The 12,216-nt window shown below is 56.9% G+C and carries 15 protein-coding genes; 2 read left to right on the top strand and 13 right to left on the bottom strand.

What is annotated here, in order from left to right; genetic code table 11:
• Position 1: 1 nt before the first annotated feature.
• From msrB to EQV97_RS28090, 10 genes are all read right to left on the bottom strand, one after another.
• Positions 2-445 carry a peptide-methionine (R)-S-oxide reductase MsrB gene (msrB, locus tag EQV97_RS28135; RefSeq protein WP_003464965.1) on the bottom strand — a complete coding sequence of 148 codons (444 nt, stop codon included), beginning with the start codon at positions 443-445 and terminating at the stop codon, positions 2-4.
• Positions 446-727: 282 nt separating this feature from the next.
• A complete protein-coding gene (locus EQV97_RS28130; RefSeq protein ID WP_010455375.1) occupies positions 728-1,849 on the bottom strand; it encodes an ISAs1-like element ISPa60 family transposase in 1,122 nt (373 codons plus the stop codon).
• A 354-nt stretch (positions 1,850-2,203) separates the two neighbouring features.
• Positions 2,204-3,007: an IS21-like element ISPst3 family helper ATPase IstB gene (istB, locus tag EQV97_RS28125; RefSeq protein ID WP_010454871.1), complete on the bottom strand. Its 804-nt coding sequence runs from the start codon at positions 3,005-3,007 to the stop codon at positions 2,204-2,206.
• The gene (gene istA / locus EQV97_RS28120; protein WP_024012635.1) at positions 3,000-4,499 is read right to left on the bottom strand and encodes an IS21-like element ISPst3 family transposase; all 1,500 of its coding nucleotides are present in this window, start codon (positions 4,497-4,499) and stop codon (positions 3,000-3,002) included. The genes istB and istA overlap by 8 nt, the downstream gene beginning before the upstream one ends.
• 103 nt (positions 4,500-4,602) lie before the next feature.
• A complete protein-coding gene (locus EQV97_RS28115; RefSeq protein ID WP_240890503.1) occupies positions 4,603-4,818 on the bottom strand; it encodes an Hsp70 family protein in 216 nt (71 codons plus the stop codon).
• Complete coding sequence (locus tag EQV97_RS28110; RefSeq protein WP_240890502.1) at positions 4,815-5,168, bottom strand: hypothetical protein; 354 nt, start codon at positions 5,166-5,168, stop codon at positions 4,815-4,817. The genes EQV97_RS28115 and EQV97_RS28110 overlap by 4 nt, the downstream gene beginning before the upstream one ends.
• A gap of 8 nt (positions 5,169-5,176) precedes the next feature.
• Positions 5,177-7,297 carry a hypothetical protein gene (locus EQV97_RS28105; RefSeq protein ID WP_240890501.1) on the bottom strand — a complete coding sequence of 707 codons (2,121 nt, stop codon included), beginning with the start codon at positions 7,295-7,297 and terminating at the stop codon, positions 5,177-5,179.
• A 788-nt stretch (positions 7,298-8,085) separates the two neighbouring features.
• Positions 8,086-8,283: a hypothetical protein gene (locus tag EQV97_RS28100; RefSeq protein WP_240890500.1), complete on the bottom strand. Its 198-nt coding sequence runs from the start codon at positions 8,281-8,283 to the stop codon at positions 8,086-8,088.
• A gap of 50 nt (positions 8,284-8,333) precedes the next feature.
• Complete coding sequence (locus EQV97_RS28095; protein ID WP_240890499.1) at positions 8,334-8,780, bottom strand: hypothetical protein; 447 nt, start codon at positions 8,778-8,780, stop codon at positions 8,334-8,336.
• 65 nt (positions 8,781-8,845) lie between these two features.
• Positions 8,846-9,025 (bottom strand): hypothetical protein, encoded by a 180-nt coding sequence (locus EQV97_RS28090; RefSeq protein WP_016715862.1) that lies wholly within the window; start codon positions 9,023-9,025, stop codon positions 8,846-8,848.
• Between the two features lie 177 nt (positions 9,026-9,202).
• Between EQV97_RS28090 and EQV97_RS28085 the strand changes: the two genes are divergently transcribed.
• Together EQV97_RS28085 and EQV97_RS28080 are read left to right on the top strand one after the other, a co-directional pair.
• Positions 9,203-9,505 carry a type II toxin-antitoxin system RelE/ParE family toxin gene (locus tag EQV97_RS28085; protein WP_240890498.1) on the top strand — a complete coding sequence of 101 codons (303 nt, stop codon included), beginning with the start codon at positions 9,203-9,205 and terminating at the stop codon, positions 9,503-9,505.
• Entirely contained in the window at positions 9,502-9,795 is a 294-nt protein-coding gene (locus tag EQV97_RS28080) for an addiction module antidote protein (protein ID WP_240890497.1), read from the top strand. Before EQV97_RS28085 ends, EQV97_RS28080 begins: the two co-directional genes overlap by 4 nt.
• Positions 9,796-9,843: 48 nt before the next feature.
• Here EQV97_RS28080 and EQV97_RS28075 read toward each other — a convergent pair whose 3' ends face one another.
• Genes EQV97_RS28075 through EQV97_RS28065 form a run of 3 tightly spaced genes read right to left on the bottom strand, consistent with a single transcriptional unit; the run spans position 9,844 to position 11,545 of the window.
• The gene (locus EQV97_RS28075; protein ID WP_016715865.1) at positions 9,844-10,146 is read right to left on the bottom strand and encodes a TrfB-related DNA-binding protein; all 303 of its coding nucleotides are present in this window, start codon (positions 10,144-10,146) and stop codon (positions 9,844-9,846) included.
• 52 nt (positions 10,147-10,198) lie between these two features.
• Complete coding sequence (locus tag EQV97_RS28070) at positions 10,199-10,657, bottom strand: hypothetical protein (protein WP_130932296.1); 459 nt, start codon at positions 10,655-10,657, stop codon at positions 10,199-10,201.
• 54 nt (positions 10,658-10,711) lie between these two features.
• Positions 10,712-11,545 carry a DUF932 domain-containing protein gene (locus EQV97_RS28065; RefSeq protein ID WP_134939441.1) on the bottom strand — a complete coding sequence of 278 codons (834 nt, stop codon included), beginning with the start codon at positions 11,543-11,545 and terminating at the stop codon, positions 10,712-10,714.
• Between the last annotated feature and the right edge of the window lie 671 nt (positions 11,546-12,216).

The following is a 12,216-nucleotide window of genomic DNA, read 5'->3' as shown; positions in this document are numbered from 1 at the left end:
GTTAAGCCTCCTCTACTTGATCGAGATATTCACCGTATCCCTCGGACTCCATCTCGTCGCGCGGGATGAAGCGAAGGGACGCTGAGTTGATGCAGTACCGCAGACCGCCGCGGTCGGAAGGACCATCGGGGAACACATGGCCGAGATGACTGTCTGCGTGTACTGACCTGACCTCCGTCCGGACCATGCCGTGTGCGCTGTCCCGCACCTCGTTCACGTTTGCCGAAACGATCGGCTTGGTGAAGCTGGGCCAGCCAGTACCCGAATCGAACTTGTCCGTCGAAGCGAACAGTGGCTCTCCCGACACTATGTCGACGTAGATGCCAGGCTCCTTGTTGTCGTTGTACTCGCCCGTGAAGGGCCTTTCGGTGCCCGCCTCCTGGGTAATTCGGTGTTGCTCGGGAGTCAGGTGGTCGATTGCTGTCTGTGACTTTTCAAACTTCATTACAGTCTCCAATACTTATCTAGAGGGCCAGGCACGCTACCGCTAATTTTTTATGTCTCCTGATTTGCTCCTACAATGGTAGTGGGATGGCAAACGAGGTTTTACTAAGTGTTGGAAAATTAGAGATTTAAATTTCGCGTCTATTAGTTCTAGCGCAACTGAGTGGTTAAGCAAGTACGTAATCAGTAAATATTAAAAAAATAACACAAAAGCACGATTATATAATACAGTGTCAGTGTTTTATGATAATCAACAACGCCTGTCAAGGCAATCGCATGAAGCTCACCTGAGACCTAATAGTTCAGCCCGATAATCATCAGAGGTTGCAGCAATCAGCCTTCGTGCCTTGATGCCACCCTTGCGCTTGACCGGATCCAACCGGATCAAATTCAATGTAAGTTGCTTGAGAACGGCCATGTTGTGGGCAGCATGCCCGGTTCGGATCCGCATCTGATCGTCACCAAAAATGACATCCATGCACCAGTGGACGCGGTTCTCCACGCCCCAGTGCGCCCTGATGGCATGTGCGATGCGCTCTGCATCCGGAGCAAGACTGCTGATGTAGTAACGGCGCTCCAGGCTGGTCTGGTTGCCCACAGTCCGCTCGGACTCCAGCATCACGAAAGTGCGCAGTCCTGGCCAGCGTTCTGGCTGTGGCAGGCACTGGAGTTGGTCGAAAACATGGCAGCGACGAACCTCCAGCCGGCCATGGTCCTTCTCGACATGCTCGAAGTGCGCATGGGGTACCCGGGCAGGATCGCCGTCCAAAAAGGTGTCAGCGAAGTCATCGATCGCTTCGGCCAGCTTCGGCTGGTTTCCCTTGATGGCCAGCAGATAGTGCGCCCCGCGATCGAGAATGGCCTGTGCAATGTCCGGCTGGGTACCCATGGCATCGATCGTCACGGTGCAGCCCTCAAGCGCCAGTGTGGCCAGCAGCTCAGGAATGGCGGTCTTCTCGTTGGACTTCTGGGAGGTCGCCCTCTGCCCGAGAATCAGCCCTGAATCAGCCGCAAAAGCGCTGACCAGGTGCAACGGGGCCGTGTTTTTCTTGCCGGAGCGGCGACTGGTCTTGCCGTCTAGGGCAACCACTTGCGGAGAAAGGGCCGGTAGGATCGCCGCAACCCAACAGCGGAAGGCCTGCTCGAACTCCTCTGGATCGATCAGGCTGAATAGCCGTCCAAAGGTGTCGTGTGAGGGAATGCCGTGGGGTAGTTTCAGAATACGGCGGAACCAGTCCAGCCGCTGCTCAGCCCAGAGTTCGATTTCGATGAAGGTGTCAGCGCCGGCAAGCACGCCGCAGATAGCCACGACCAGTGTTTCGACCAGGTCGTGACGAATCTTGCCCTGCTGACGGGGATCATTGATGGCGACCAGAACATCGGAGATTGGTATGTGATGCGACATTGCAGGGCATCCTGAGTAGAGAGGCGCTCAGGATGCCCGCTGGGAAAGGACTCATTCAAATCGGCAGGCGTTCATGCGATTGCCCTGCAACGCCTGTTTAGATGCTGGTAGATGCGAATTTTTTGGCGTACAGTCAAAATTTTCTGATGGTTGCTTAGTGTGTTGGCGCTGATGGAAAATTGACCCACCCTGCCGATTGAAATTTGACCCAGGGCGGATTGCTGATTTTGTTACCAGCAACTGTGGATAAGTCTACCAGCGCAGCTGCTGTTGCCCCCACTCCTTCGCTAGCCCAGTTCAGTTGTTTAAGACCTGCCACACGCAGCCATGTAGCAGGCCGTCGTCGCCATGAAATCAGAACGGCTCATCGTCCTCCGGTTCCTGGCCGCCCTTACGCTTTCGCTCCCGTGATTTGATCTTGGCCTGGGCCGCCAAGCTACTGTGTTGCAGGCGATAGGACTCGTTACCGGTTTCGACGATGTGGCAGTGGTGGGTCAGCCGATCCAGCAGGGCGGTGGTCATCTTGGCGTCGCCGAACACGCTCGACCATTCGGCGAAGCTCAGGTTGGTGGTGATCACCACGCTGGTGTGTTCGTACAGCTTGGATAGCAGGTGAAACAGCAACGCACCGCCGGCCTGGCTGAAGGGCAGATAACCCAGTTCGTCGAGGATGACCAGATCCATGCGCAGCAGAGCTTGGGCGATCCGCCCGGCTTTGCCGTCGTGCTTTTCGCGCTCCAGCAGATTGACCAGATCGACCGTGGAGTAGAAGCGCACGCGCTTGCCGTGCCGGGTGATGCCGGACACGGCCAGCGCAGTGGCCAGGTGGGTTTTACCGGTGCCAGGCCCACCGATCAGCACCACGTTCTGCGCGGTGTCGGTAAAGGCCAGACTGGCCAGTTCGCTGATCAAACGAGCGTCTGCGCTGGAGGCGCTGAAGTCGAAGCCGGCCAGGTCGCGGTGCATCGGCAGCTTGGCCATGTTCATCTGGTGGCTCACCGAGCGCATGGCGCGATCTGTGTGCTCTTGTTCCAGCAGGTGTTCGAGCAGCCACTTGGACGAGGCTGTGTTCGACTCACCCTGCGCAGTCAACTCCGCCCAGGCCGTGGCCATGCCGTGCAGGCGCAGCTCCTTGAGTTCCGCCATCAAATCACGCATGACCGATCTCCTCGGTCTGGCCACGCAGGCGGTCGTAGCGCGCCGTGTTAGCGACGGGGGCTTCCTTGAGCGACAAGTGGGTTTCGACGCTGGGTGGTGGTTCGGTCGCGGCCAGGCGCGCCACGACATTGAGGATGTGTTCGGCGCTCAGGCTGCCGCTTTCCAGTACCAGCTCAACAGCCACCAGCACCGCATCGAGCCCGGCGACCGGTACGGCAGCCAGAACTTGCGCCATGATCCGGTCACCGCCGGCATGACGCCCCAGACCGTGCTTAAGCTGACGCAGCGGCGCCGGCAGATCAGCAAAGGGCGCGCCGTTGCGCAGCGCACCGGGCTTGCGTTCGATCAGCGGGAGGTAGTGCTGCCAGTCATAGCTGACCTGGTCGCGATCCAGCAAGCGGACATGGCTGGCGATCAGCGCGTCGTCAGCCACCACCTCGATTCGCGTCGGATACAAACGGCTGCTGACCCACTTACCCGCATACTCACACGGCACCGAGTAGCGGTTGCGCCCGACGCTGACCAGGCAGGTGCTGGAGACCCGCGCAGGCCGCTCGACGTAACCGTCGAATGGCGCTGGCACAGGCATCAGTTCAGCGCGCTCCAACTCCAGCACTTCGGCCACACTCAGCCCGCTGTATTGAGGGTGCGTCAGCTCGTTCCAAAGCGCGCGGCAGCGCTGGCCCAGCCAGGCATTGAGTTCCTCGAAGGAGTGAAACTGGCAGTCCTGGGCGTCTAGCCAGATACGCCTGCGGCTGTCTTGCACGTTCTTTTCAACGATGCCCTTTTCCCAACCAGCGGCGACGTTGCAGAAGTCCGGATCGAACAGGTAATGCGCGCACATCACCGCAAAGCGCGCATTCACCGCCCGGCCTTTGCCCTTATTGACCTTGTCGACGGCGGTCTTCATGTTGTCGTAGATGCCCCGGCGCGGCACGCCGCCCAAGGAGCCGAACGAGCGTGTATGGGCGTCAAATAACATCTCATGGCCCTGGCTCGGATACGCCACAAGCCAGAACGCACGGCTGGCACACAGCTTCAGATGTGCCACCTGCATACGCCGGTAAATGCCGCCGACCAGCAAGCCTTCCTCGCTCCAGTCAAACTGAAACGCCTCGCCAAGAGCAAAGGTCAGCGGCACAAAGGCCTGCGACGCCTTGCCCTGTCCCCCTCGCCAGGCACGGATAAACGCGGTGAGCTGGCTGTAGCCACCGTCATAACCTTCGGCTTTGATTTGCGCCAACAGCGCCTTGGCACTGCGCCGCTGTTGCTTGGGCCGCAGCGAATCGGCTTTTAGCGCCTGCTCCAGCGTGGCGTGAAAAGGGCTGAGTTTGTTGAAGATCGCGCGGCGTTGGTAGACCGGCGGCTTGGCCTCAGGTGCTCTGACCCACTTGCGAATCGTGTTGCGCGCCAACCCGGTGCGCTTGGCTATCTCATGCAGCGACAGCTTGTCGCGGAAATACATCCGGCGAATTTTGCCCATCATTTCCATACTGATCACCCTGTGTTCTCCTGCTCAAAAATTGAGCAGAAGCAGTTGAACACCTGGGTCAGTTTTCAGTCGGCAGAACAGCCTCTACTGGGTCAGTTTTCGGTCAGCGGCAACAGGCAACGCTCTTCGGGTCCTTTTCGGCATACGTGCGAGCCTGGTCACCTACCATGATCCGGTCATTTCGGAAGCCTACGATCGACGGGAGTGTTTCCTTGAAGCCGTTGGGATTCTTGAATACCTCGACTGACCCTTTGTCAAATTTAGCGATCAGCGAGTTGCTGGTTCCCAGGTCAATCCCGAAATTGATCATCTTTGTCATTGTGATGCCTCCTCCTTGCTCTGTACTACAACGATCCCTTTTTGCACAATCCGTGAAACCGGGCCATTTACCAACCTAATCACAGGCTTGATGACCTCAGTGACTACCAGATTCTCAGTGCCTGCACCGACAATGGTGGCTTCGAGGTCAGTGCGTGTCTCTTTGAAGGGCTGTCCCAGCGGATCCTCGATAATCAAGGACTGCTGTTCGAATTCCTCCTTGATTCGGTCAACGTTGCGTTTAGCGTGTCCAGGGTCGCCGTGAACTTCCAGCTTGCGTTCTATTTCATAAAGGCTGTTCAGTACGACAAGCGTCCAGCGTGGTATTTCAATTGGCGGGGGAATGGACATGACTATCCTTAATCGCGGTTGAATGACATTGGAAATAATCGGAGCAACATGGCGTTTGGAACGTCACGTAAGCTGATAGGAGGAGACTTCTTTCCTCTGAATTTATCTACTACTATGGCTGAGCCATTCTGAAGCACGACATCTATCCCACTCCAAGGCACTTGATTTTGGCTGGTGAAAATCAGCCATTTTGATTCGAAGCTCATGCCATTTTGTGTGATCTGGATCGGACCAACTGTCAGGGTTCCGCCACGCTTTAGCTCGTCGAGGAGGTTTTCCATCACGTCGGGAATGATGTAGTGAAACGCGGCATTGACGAGCTTTTCGAACAGCTCATCCTGTTTGTCGCGGTCGGAAGATGTCCATGTGAGCATGTACTCCTTTCCAGTCCGCCGCTTAGCGGCGAATAGATAGTTATGTGAGCCATTTTGCTCGACCATTATTCCCCAGCGTAAGGCTCGGATCTCATTTGCTGGGCACAGATCACCGTTATCGGAAACGCCTTCCTTCGTAATTTTCCAGTGGCGAGCATTCCCGAAGGTCAAGTGAGACTCGTGCTCTCGTTGCTTTTTGATCATCTCCGAGATGGCTTCGAAGTCTTCTTTCAAACGCTGTGTGAGCTCAATGGACTTGAAGGAAAACTCTTTACTTTTCTCAATAATCGCCAAAGAAAGTTCCGAGTCTTCATGGACGTTGTGCGCATCAATGGCAATGCTTCTGACCAAACCTACCGCTTCATTTTGCAAGTTGCGGAAGTAGGGCGGCAGCAGATTCAGGATGCTGATGATTTTGTGCGTCTCCAGAACCTCATCGATCTGTTTGACCGTTACTTTAATAGCCTCTGCCCGATTCTTGAGCTCCCGTAGCGGGATCAATATGGAGTCCGCTTCTCGTAATGCGTTTTCAAAGCAGCGATCGGCATAGGAGGGCATGACCCAGCGACGGCCATCGAGCAATGCTTCAATGACGGGCACATCCCGGGCTGCAACGGCCTTATTAAAAATGCGGTCGTACTGTGCTGAAAATGGATCGCTTAACCACTCCCTGAGCGCTTCGGAAACACTCACTCGCTCGATAAAATCGAGGGGCGACCACTCTTCGTCCAGAAGGAAATGGTTGATATCGCCTTTTGACAAAAACTCCAGAAGAGGTTTGCACTTATATACTTCCCAGTGATGGGAGGCGACCTCTATGTCGGACAGCTTTTCCGCTAACTCAATCGCCTTTGAACGATCGACAGTTAGCCCAGGCATCCAATGTAGTTTTCCCTCCTCAAGCTCAATTTCCTGAAGTAACGTCTTTTTCCATTTTTGGACAACCTTGGGTTCAAGATCACCGAAATCGAAGTCTTTCGGGCAATTCAGGAGCTGGAAAGGGTTGATGTAGATCGAGTACCACTGATCTTCCGCCTGGCAGAGTGACTTTCGGGACGATTGAACCTTGCGAGCCAAATCCAAAAGTGGAGCCTTGACAGACAGGATGCGGTTTGGCGCCTTTTCGTTAGACTCGTCTTTGCGCATGACCAAGCGCCAACAGTCAACGGCATCAACGTCTTGGGACACGTCATCCAAGTTGTAGGCGAGGCCCAGGTTGAAAAGCGATGCGGTGTCATCGCTTTGGTGCGCGTTGCGCGACCAGTATTTGATGGCATCAAAGCCATGGTTGTTGAGGAAATGTAGGATGCCTAATCGATTCAGGTGCCATGGACTGAGACTCTCAAGTTCATCGAGCTTGGTGAGTACTAGAATTTCTTCCGCTCGCTTCTCAGTGTCATTGTTCTGTCCGTAGATATGAGCAAGCCCTCGTAGCGCCTCAATCTCTTCATTGTCACAGTTAAGTGCAGTCTCGAACGAGCTTGCTGCTTCCTCAGGAGCCCCCAGATCAAGCTCCAAGCTGCCCCGTTTTGCCCACGCTTGGGCAAAGTATGGGACTTTGTCGTTGGTTTCCTTGAGAGCTTCTAGGGCAGCCTCTTTCCTGCCTAGGGAAATATTGTTGAGTGCCAGAAGCCACCAGCCATCAGCATTGTCGGGATCCTGGACCGTGGCTGCTTTGGCAGAAATTACTGCTTCCTCGTATCGATCGCGCCTACGTTGATCTCTAGCCTTTTCTATTAGCTCTTCTACGTCCATATTCGTATTTTGGATCCAGTTATGGCAGTGGCGAAACTGCCATGATTCTGGCAATTTCGGATATGCGCAAGAGCAAGCCGACCTCCCGCGACCAGCGCCGCATCAGAGTAGGGTCGATTTCTGCATTTCCTGACGCTCCAGCGTCCACCTCTATTGCCTCAACCTGACAGGCGAAGCGCTTAGCGTACGATTTATTCCGTCTTCTCTATCGTCCCCACGCCGATCTCCCGGGCGAAGCCCGCACCTTTCAGCCTGCGGATCCAAGGGGGGCACCCCCTTGGTCGCCGAAGGCATTCCGATGCAACAGCCAGCGCACGCAAAATCGCCCAGCGAGCGAGGCCCAACAAAGGCCAGAGCGAGCGGTGCAGTTGTCCACGGGCCGGGCGGCTTCTTGCCCGGGCGGTGGGCAACTGCAGGGTGATTTCCTGAGCCGGGCACAGATCCTGATCGCGGCTGTTGCATCGCCCGGGCGGGCCCGGGCCAACAGCGATTCGCCTGTATCGTACGTTACAAATTCCGGGTACGGCTCGCCCTGGCGCAATGCAAGCGGAGCGCGCAGCCCGGCACGGGCGAAGGCGTGAGGATGGAAGCCCGAAGGGCCAAGACTCGGCGCGCTCTTGGCCGGGGCTTGGTTCACGACAGCCGGTGAGGCGAAGCCGAGCACGCCCGGGGTATGCGGTGGCCACCACCCAACCGTGGCCAAAAACCCGCCGAAGCGGGTTTGATGGTTTCAACACCTGCAGCACGTTGAAATCTGACGCTGCTGCAGGGCAGTAGTACCGCAGATTTCAAGCAGACGCAGGGCGTTGCTTGCACTGGAAGCAAGTGCAGGCCATGCCTTCACTTTTGAGCTGAGCGCCTTTCGCGTAAACCTCGGTATACACCTGGTAGCTGATCCGGTTTTCGGTGTAGATCCGCATGGCCGTACGAGAGTCGTCGTGATAACCGGCAACAGTGATATGCGCAATCGCGTCTTTTCGTTTCATGAGTCCTCGCCCTACCAAAGAGGGGAGCGGCTTGCCGCTCCCTGGCTTCGTTACTGGTTTTGACGTGAGGCCAGCAGCGCAGGTGCTGCAGCTTCGACCAGGCGCACGACGTCTGCATGCGGAGTGGTAAAGAGGTCGGCGAACCGAAAGAAGTTTTCGCCGAGGCGAACATAGATCCGAGTTACTCGCCCGTTGTCGCGCTCGATCATCTTGAACGACTCGCAATCACCAGCGCGAACCCAGCCCGCAGGCGGCAGAACATTCAGCGCGTATTCAAACTGTTCACGATCGATCAGAACCGGCGCGGATTTAGCCGCGGCTTCGATCTGCTGCCACGCCTCATCCTCAGTGCAAACGATCATGTCGGGCTGTTTTTCCTTCAACTGATCGAGCGTGCGGCCGCTGCGTGTTACCCATTCGCCGCCGTCGAGCTGGACGGCGTAGTCATGCACCCAGCCCGTGCCAGGCTGATAGAAAACGTGGGAGGTGGTAGACATTGGTTCGCTCCTTCGCGATCCCCCAGGGCGGTTGCCGCCGCCTGGCCGGGGGGTTGGGTGAGTGTTTATGCTGCGTGGCGGATGCCGTGGGTGAATCGGCGGAAATCAGCGGTGGTCAGCCAATCCAAACGAGGCAGGCCATCTTCAATGGCGTCCTGCTGCGCTTTCGGCTCGACCTGGGCCAGCACTTCGGAATCAACATCCATGCCTTCAGGTTCTACACACAATCCAAGTACGTGAGTCATTTTGAAGCTCCTTCGCAGATTTCCCGGAGCGGTTGCCGCCGCTGGTTCCGGGTGTCGAAGCGGTATTGCTTCGACGGGATTAGTATCTCAAACGGCCTTCGACGCGTCAACTATTTGTAAAATGATATTGTACAGATAGTTATTGCCTTTCCGTAATTTATAAACTACAATGCTCCTATGAAAACGATCAAACAAACCGCTACTTACATGACGTGGGAACGCAAGCTGAGAGATCAGCGGGCAAAAGCGATCATCGCGGCGCGGGTCTTCCGGGTAGCCAACGGCCTATTGGGCGATGTTGAGCCGGTCGGCCAGGGTGTTAGCGAGTTGCGTATTCACTACGGCCCCGGCTACCGGGTTTATTTTCAGCAGCGTGGTAACGAGCTTGTATTGCTGCTGTGTGGTGGCGACAAAGGCAGCCAGACCCGCGATATCGAAACCGCCAAACTGCTTGCCAGCCAGTGGAGTGAGGATGAATGAAAGAGCCAATCTATGACTATGATCCAGCGGTTGCGCTGGTCGATCCTGAAACCATCGCCCTGTTCATGGCCGATGCTTTTGAAACCGGTGACGCTGGCCATATCGCTAAAGCCCTCGGCGTAGTCGCTCGCGCCAAAGGCATGACAGAGCTGGCCAAAGAGTCGGGGCTATCCCGCGAACAGCTTTACCGCTCGTTCAGCGACAAGGGCAACCCTACGTTGAAAACCATGCTCGCAGTGATGCGCGCCGTTGGCCTGGATCTGACCACACGGCAACACGTCCACCCCTGATTTCTCGCACGCGAGAAAGGCGGCAACGTCACTCGACGCCGTCGCTCTTTACTTCTTGCCTCCAGGTTGAGCATATGGCGCGGCCATCTGCTTGACCTGCTCGGCTAACTCAGGCGGCAACCAGACCATGACCGGCACCAGTTCTTGTGCCTCGTGTTCCTCTAGGATGTTGCGAACCCGCTTCACGGCGGCATAGACCAACTGCCGCGACACGTCGGCCTGTCTCGCCAGATCTGCAGGGCGCTGGCCATCGACCAACACGGCCTTGGCCATCTCGACAGTACCGACAGCCAACCCGCGAAAGGCAGGGGATACTTTTTCCCATTGATCGGCGGTGTACTTTGGCTGCATTCATATTCTCCATGGGTGAAGCGCCCGGTGATCTACCAGGCGCTTTTAGCTTCTAGTGTGAGTGGGTTGCGTAAGCCTGTCTAACTTCCGGCCCGGCTCCTGCAGCGCTCAGGGTGACGCGCTGGACAATCATTTGATGCGTGAGGGTGGCCAGGCCCACAAACGTCCAATACCGGCCATTGCAACGCGCATAAATTCGCGTGAGGTTCCCGACCTCGAATTTTTCCAGCTTGAACGAAAAGTCTTTGCCGACAGCGGCGAAGTCCAGCACCTGCAGGCGGGTTAGCGCGTACTCATAGCGGGCTTCGCTGATCTCCTGGGGCTGCGTTCCTAGCGCGGCTTCCTGGGCCAGCAAGAACGATTCTTCATCGCCAAGAACAGCGCCGGGATGGCAGATATGCAACTCGGCCAGCATCAGCATTCTGCAGCGGGTTGCCCACTGGTTCGGGCCGATCTCGCGGGCATAGTCAATGATCGAAGGTTGGCCCGGTACATAGAAAACTTTGGACATGGCTGTATCTCCCTACCACATGAAACCGGGCGCACTTGGCGCCCGGCTGGTTGGTTATGCGGCCTGCTGAGTGCGCAGAGCCTGTGCCAGAACCCACAGGGCGCGATTCAATTTCACGTCCTGGTCAATGCCATTCACGGCGCGGGTAGTTGTCCGGCGTCCTTGCTTATTGCGGCCACTCAAGCCGCCCTTGATGGTGTTTTCTTGTACGCGGTTGAAGGTCGTCCAGAGGTCGCTGCTCCTGTCCTCGCTGCGGCGTGCGCGCAGCAACTGCGAAGGGGTGACAGGCGCCGGGCCTTCGGATGGGTCGTAACGGTAGGCCAGTGCGGCCATGGCGAAGGCTTCTTGCTCTTCCGGGCGCAGTTGAATCTGTTTCATGCAGTCGCGTTTGTCGTCGATCTGCGTGAACTGGTTGAGCACTTCATAGGCTCCCTCGATCACGTCACCGACAACATCACCACGGCCACTGTGACGCACTTTCTGATCCATTGAGCAATCGCCCAGCACCAGGCCATTAGCACACACAAAACGAAAGCTACCGGCCATCATCTGATAGCTGCTGCTGCCATCATGGCTGTTCAGCAGAATGATTTCGTTCGCCTCTTTGTCCATGATGTTGCTGGCATGGCGCAGACGAATCATGTGTTTGGTGTGCTCGCGTTTGTCGGTGTTGCGCACACGGGTTTGGCAGGCCATGAACGGCTGGAACCCTTCGGCGCGCAGCGCATCTAGCACCTTTACAGTCGGGATATACAGGTAACGATCGGAGCGGCTGTCGTGTGCTTCCTCGGCAAAGATCGACGGCGCTACGCGGGCGATCTCGTCATTGCTCAGAGGTGCATCGCTGCGGACCATGCAAGGGTTACGGAAGTTACTGGATAGACGCATTTTTGAATCTCCTTCGCAGAATTCCCGGAGCGGTTGCCGCCGCTGGTTCCGGGTGACGAAGCGGTATTGCTTCGACGGGATTAGTATCTCAAACCCCGCTTATCATGTCAACTATTTGTAAAATATTACTTTACTAAACATTCCTGTTTTCGCGTGCGAGAAATTGCCCTTTCGACTTGACGCCGCCGCTCTCCCGGGCTGCTCCGAGGCTGAGTGTTGCGAGCGGTAAACAAACGCTTTTCAGCGCGTTCGCGCAGCGGACGCCGCAAGACCCTTCGCCCTGGAGCGCGCTGCCGGTGGTGGTCTGCTCGTCAGCGTCGGTCGGTCGCGGTAAGCCCGGACTATCCAGAGCTGGGCCGCGTGCAATGGGTCGTGGAATACCGGAGGGAGCCTGCGACCGAGGATATGCCGCGAAAGCCCGTTGCAGGCAAGGCGCGGCGGCGGATAGGCCATTGGGGCGTTCGCTACCGAACGATGATGATGAGCCACCTGGTGAACGCGGATGGGCGGCAAACCGTCCTGCAGGACGGTGCGCAGGCCGAAGGCCGGAGGCAAGCAGAGCGCGCAGCCCGGTACGGGCGAAGGCGTGAGGATGGAAGCCCGAAGGGCCAAGACCTGGCGCGCTCTTGGCCAGGGCTTGGTTCACGACAGCCGGTGAGGCGCAGCCGAGC

Source organism: Pseudomonas sp. TMW22090 (genome assembly GCF_022496665.1).
GTDB classification, from domain to species: domain Bacteria; phylum Pseudomonadota; class Gammaproteobacteria; order Pseudomonadales; family Pseudomonadaceae; genus Aquipseudomonas; species Aquipseudomonas gregormendelii.
The sequence above is the reverse complement of the archived record's forward strand: the minus strand, read 5'-3'. Positions and strand labels throughout refer to the sequence as shown.

Excerpts from the sequence above, each read along its gene's own strand:
- msrB (WP_003464965.1), bottom strand. The coding sequence starts at position 445 with ATGAAGTTTGAAAAGTCACAGACAGCAATCGACCACCTGACTCCCGAG.
- EQV97_RS28130 (WP_010455375.1), bottom strand. The coding sequence starts at position 1,849 with ATGTCGCATCACATACCAATCTCCGATGTTCTGGTCGCCATCAATGAT.
- istB (WP_010454871.1), bottom strand. The coding sequence starts at position 3,007 with ATGCGTGATTTGATGGCGGAACTCAAGGAGCTGCGCCTGCACGGCATG.
- istA (WP_024012635.1), bottom strand. The coding sequence starts at position 4,499 with ATGGAAATGATGGGCAAAATTCGCCGGATGTATTTCCGCGACAAGCTG.
- EQV97_RS28115 (WP_240890503.1), bottom strand. The coding sequence starts at position 4,818 with ATGACAAAGATGATCAATTTCGGGATTGACCTGGGAACCAGCAACTCG.
- EQV97_RS28110 (WP_240890502.1), bottom strand. The coding sequence starts at position 5,168 with ATGTCCATTCCCCCGCCAATTGAAATACCACGCTGGACGCTTGTCGTA.
- EQV97_RS28105 (WP_240890501.1), bottom strand. The coding sequence starts at position 7,297 with ATGGACGTAGAAGAGCTAATAGAAAAGGCTAGAGATCAACGTAGGCGC.
- EQV97_RS28100 (WP_240890500.1), bottom strand. The coding sequence starts at position 8,283 with ATGAAACGAAAAGACGCGATTGCGCATATCACTGTTGCCGGTTATCAC.
- EQV97_RS28095 (WP_240890499.1), bottom strand. The coding sequence starts at position 8,780 with ATGTCTACCACCTCCCACGTTTTCTATCAGCCTGGCACGGGCTGGGTG.
- EQV97_RS28090 (WP_016715862.1), bottom strand. The coding sequence starts at position 9,025 with ATGACTCACGTACTTGGATTGTGTGTAGAACCTGAAGGCATGGATGTT.
- EQV97_RS28085 (WP_240890498.1), top strand. The coding sequence starts at position 9,203 with ATGAAAACGATCAAACAAACCGCTACTTACATGACGTGGGAACGCAAG.
- EQV97_RS28080 (WP_240890497.1), top strand. The coding sequence starts at position 9,502 with ATGAAAGAGCCAATCTATGACTATGATCCAGCGGTTGCGCTGGTCGAT.
- EQV97_RS28075 (WP_016715865.1), bottom strand. The coding sequence starts at position 10,146 with ATGCAGCCAAAGTACACCGCCGATCAATGGGAAAAAGTATCCCCTGCC.
- EQV97_RS28070 (WP_130932296.1), bottom strand. The coding sequence starts at position 10,657 with ATGTCCAAAGTTTTCTATGTACCGGGCCAACCTTCGATCATTGACTAT.
- EQV97_RS28065 (WP_134939441.1), bottom strand. The coding sequence starts at position 11,545 with ATGCGTCTATCCAGTAACTTCCGTAACCCTTGCATGGTCCGCAGCGAT.